The following is a 4,042-nucleotide window of genomic DNA, read 5'->3' as shown; positions in this document are numbered from 1 at the left end:
GGGTAGTAGTGGTGGGTGGCAGTTTACGTAAACGTAAATTATGATGCCTTGACCCGATCGTCAAGCACGGAGCGCAAGGCAATGAATCCCAACGAGCACCAGCTGCAGTACCCATGGGGCGATGTCCAGCCCGAACCCGGCAAGGCCCAGGCGGTCGCCGACGGCGTGAAGTGGATCCGCATGCCGCTGCCGTTCGCGCTGGATCATATCAACCTGTGGCTGCTGCGCGACGAGCTCAACGGACGCCAGGGCTGGACCATCGTCGACTGCGGCATCGCCCGCGACGAGGTCAAGGCGCTGTGGGAGCGGGTGTTCGAGCAGGAACTGGACGGCCTGCCGGTGCTGCGCGTGCTGGTCACGCACATGCATCCCGACCACGTCGGCCTGGCGCACTGGCTGTGCGAGCGCTGGAACGCCGAGCTGTGGATGACCATGACGGATTTCATGGTGGCCTCGCTCTGGTCCTCGCGCCGGGGCGGCGACGGCGTGGGCCCCGGCGGCCAGTCGGCGGTGGACCATTTCGCGCGCCACGGACTGGTCGACCCGGCCTCGCAGGAACAGATCCGCCAGCGCGCCAATTACTATCCCGGCCTGGTGCCGGCCATGCCGACGCGCTACACGCGCATCCTGCACGGTGATCAGGTCCGCATCGGCGGCCGCGACTGGCGCGTCATCGTGGGCTACGGCCATGCGCCCGAGCATGCCTCGCTGTACGCGCCCGACCTGCGCGTGCTGATCTCCGGCGACATGGTGCTGCCGCGCATTTCCACCAACGTCAGCGTGTTCGACTACGAGCCCGACGCCAATCCGCTGCCGCTGTACCTGCGTTCGCTGGACGGCTACGCGGACCTGGCCGAGGACACGCTGGTGCTGCCCTCGCACGGCCGTCCGTTCAAGGGGCTGCATGCGCGCATCGCGCAGCAGCACGAGCATCACCGCGATCGCCTGGCCGAAGTGCTGGAGGCCTGTGCGCAGGGGCCGAAGTCCACGTCGGACATCGTGCCCGTGCTGTTCAAGCGCAAGCTGGACCTGCACCAGCTGACCTTCGCCATGGGCGAGGCCCTGGCGCACCTGCATGCGCTGTACTTCGAAGGCAAGCTCAAGCGCGCGCAGGACGCCGACGGCATCGTGCGCTTCACGGCGGCCTGATTGTCAGGCGCGACGCCGTCGCCAGCCGCAGCGCCAGTCCCACGAACACCAGCGCCGCGATCCGGTTCAGCCAGCGCCGCGCCGTCACCGAGCGCTGCAGCAGCTCGCCGAACGCGCCCGAGAAGAAGGCGATGGCGCCGAACACCAGCAGCGTGGCCAGCATGAACACCGCGCCCAGCTGCACCGTCTGCGGGCCGATGGGGCCCAGCGCGGGTGAGGTGAACTGCGGCAGGAAGGCGAAGAAGAACAGCAGCACCTTCGGATTGGTCAGGTTCATGATGATGCCGCGGCGGTACAGCGCGGCCGGCTTCTGCGGCTCGGGCCGCTGGCCTTGTTCCGGGCCGACCGGCGCGCGCAGGATCTGCCAGGCCAGATACAGCAGGTAGGCCGCGCCCGCCAGCTTGAGCGCGGTGAAGGCCATGGGCGAGGCGGCGAACACCGCCGCCAGTCCGATCGCCACGGCCATCGTATGCCCCAGGATGCCCGTGGCCAGCCCCAGCACCACGAACATGCCGGCTTTGCGGCCCCAGATGGCCGATTGCATCAGCACGAAAAGATTGTCCGGCCCCGGCGTCAGGGCCAGCAGCACGGCGATGCCGAAGAAGGCGATCAGGTTGTCCAGGGGCAGCATGGGAGTTCCGGCGGTAGGGTGTTGCCGGCCGTCATCGGCCGGAAGTGGCATGATACGGGCAAACCGCGAGACGGCGCGCCGGCATTCCGGCGCGCCGCCAGGGCCACGAACCGCGAACCATAAGCGCGGAGGACCGCCGGCGCGCAAGACGAACATCAGACAGGAGACACCGTGTCCACCGAAAGCCCTATTGCCGGCGATCAGCCGCTGGAAACCTGGCTGCGCGAGCGCCACAGCTGCCGCGCCTTCCTGCCCGAGCCGGTGCCGCGCGCCGTCATCGAGCGCATCCTGGCGCTGGCGCAGCGCACCGCGTCCTGGTGCAACTGTCAGCCCTGGCAGGTGGCGGTGACCGAGGGCGCAGCCACCGAGCGGTTGCGGCAGGCGCTGCTGGCGCGCGCCGAAGAGCCCGGCTTCACGCCGGACTTCCCCTTCCCCGCCGAGTACCGCGACGCCTATCTGGCGCGCCGCCGCGAGGCCGGTTTCCAGCTCTATGGCGCCGTGGGCGTGGCGCGCGGCGACCGCGAAGGCTACCGCCGCCAGGAACTGCGCAACTTCCAGCTGTTCGACGCGCCGCACGTGGCGGTGATCAGCACCGATGCCGCGCTGGGCGAGTACGGCGCCATCGACTGCGGCGGCTATGTGGCCACCTTCCTGCTGGCGGCGCAGGCCAACGGCGTGGCCGCGGTGCCGCAGGCGTCCCTGGCCATGTATCCCGAGGTGCTGCGCGAGACGCTGGACATCGATCCGGCGCGCCGCGTGGTCTGCGGCATTTCCTTTGGTTATGAAGACACGGCCCATCCGGCCAACAGCTATCGCACCAGCCGCGCCACCTTGGACGAAGCGGTGACCTGGCTGTCGCGCTGACCATCGCGCTGAACACCGCGCGGCACGCCCGCGCGGTACTATTTTCCGACTGTTGCTTTCCGAACATCGAACTACGCGAGCCTGCCTTGAAGACGCCCCATCCGCACATCGACACCGTCCTGCAGCATGCCGGCACGGCCCCGTTCAACCCCGCCACCGGCACCGCGCCGGTGCCGCTGCCGGCCATGCGCGCCAGCACCGTGCGCTTCCAGAACCTGGCCGCGTTGGAGAACGCGCAGCGCACCAAGGCCGCCGGCCAGCGCGCTACGACCTACGGCCGCATGGGCATGGACACGCATGCCGCGCTGGAAGAGGTCTTCGCGCAGCTGGAAGGCGGCACGCATTGCTACCTGGCCTCGTCGGGCCTGTCTGCCATGACGATGGTGATGCTGGCGCTGTGCTCGGCCGGCGATCACGCGCTGATCTCGGACTGCGTGTACGGCCCGATGCGCGAGCTGGACGACGCCGTGCTCAAGCGCCTGAACATCGACATCACGTACTTCTCGGCCGACGACGCGCTGGACGAGCTGGTGCGTCCGAACACGCGCCTGCTGTACGTGGAGTCGCCGGGCTCGCTGCTGTTCGAGATGCTGGACATGGGCGCGATGGCGTCCTTCGCGCAGCGCCACGGCCTGGTGCTGGCCACCGACAACACCTGGGGCTCGGGCTATATCTATCGTCCGCTGATGCTGGGCGCGCAGGTGTCGGTGATCGCCGGCACCAAGTACGTGGGCGGCCACTCCGACCTGATGCTGGGCGCGGTGGTGACCAACGATGAAGAGATCGCGCGCAAGCTCAACCGCACGCAGTACGCGATGGGCTATTCCATCAGCGCCGACGACGCCTGGCTGGCGCTGCGCGGCGTGCGCACCATGCCGATCCGCATGGCCCAGCATGCGCGCAACGCCTTGCAGGTCTGCGAATTCTTCAAGAGCCGGCCCGAGACCGTGCGCCTGTTCCATCCCGCCTGGCCCGAGGATCCCGGCCATGCGCTGTGGCAGCGCGACTGCACCGGCTCGAACGGCATGCTGTCGGTGGAGCTGCGCCTGTCGCCCGAGAACGCGCGCAAGTTCGTCGACGCGCTGACGCTGTTCGGCATCGGCTTTTCCTGGGGCGGCTACGAGAGCCTGGTGCAGCTGGTCTCGCCCAAGGACCTGTCCAAGCACCGTTATTGGGGCGAGGGCCAGAACGCGCTGGTGCGGCTGCACATCGGCCTGGAATCGACCGAGGACGTGATCGCGGATCTGGCGCAGGCGCTGGATCAGGCGAAATAGGACCGGTCTGAAATCGGGTGCCTGTGAGCGGCGCCCATGAAAAATCTATGGTCAGCCCGATTTTTGCAAGCGAGGCGGTGTAGGCGTAAATTGGGCTTGCTCAAATCTATTCGGAGTCAGTTGG

4 protein-coding genes are annotated in these 4,042 nt (G+C 68.1%); 3 read left to right on the top strand and 1 reads right to left on the bottom strand.

From position 1 onward, the window contains the following. The first annotated feature begins 81 nt into the window (after window positions 1-81). Entirely contained in the window at window positions 82-1,149 is a 1,068-nt protein-coding gene (locus AC6LJ5_RS29990) for an MBL fold metallo-hydrolase (protein ID WP_392410399.1), read from the top strand. On the opposite strand, the gene AC6LJ5_RS29985 is transcribed toward AC6LJ5_RS29990, so the two are convergent. Continuing rightward, window positions 1,136-1,780: a LysE family translocator gene (locus tag AC6LJ5_RS29985; RefSeq protein ID WP_498142417.1), complete on the bottom strand. Its 645-nt coding sequence runs from the start codon at window positions 1,778-1,780 to the stop codon at window positions 1,136-1,138. The genes AC6LJ5_RS29990 and AC6LJ5_RS29985 overlap by 14 nt on opposite strands. Before the next feature lie 171 nt (window positions 1,781-1,951). On the opposite strand from AC6LJ5_RS29985, the gene AC6LJ5_RS29980 reads away from it, so the two are divergent. Next, window positions 1,952-2,644 (top strand): nitroreductase, encoded by a 693-nt coding sequence (locus tag AC6LJ5_RS29980; RefSeq protein ID WP_392410402.1) that lies wholly within the window; start codon window positions 1,952-1,954, stop codon window positions 2,642-2,644. An 86-nt stretch (window positions 2,645-2,730) separates the two neighbouring features. Next, complete coding sequence (gene metC / locus AC6LJ5_RS29975) at window positions 2,731-3,918, top strand: cystathionine beta-lyase (RefSeq protein WP_498142416.1); 1,188 nt, start codon at window positions 2,731-2,733, stop codon at window positions 3,916-3,918. Window positions 3,919-4,042: the final 124 nt, after the last annotated feature.

This window comes from Achromobacter sp. 1011791174, from assembly GCF_059760925.1.
This window is presented reverse-complemented; position numbering and strand designations above follow the sequence as displayed.

What these genes read in the sequence shown, in the direction of transcription:
- AC6LJ5_RS29985 (WP_498142417.1), bottom strand. Translation starts at nt 1,780, where the DNA reads ATGCTGCCCCTGGACAACCTGATCGCCTTCTTCGGCATCGCCGTGCTG.
- AC6LJ5_RS29990 (WP_392410399.1), top strand. Translation starts at nt 82, where the DNA reads ATGAATCCCAACGAGCACCAGCTGCAGTACCCATGGGGCGATGTCCAG.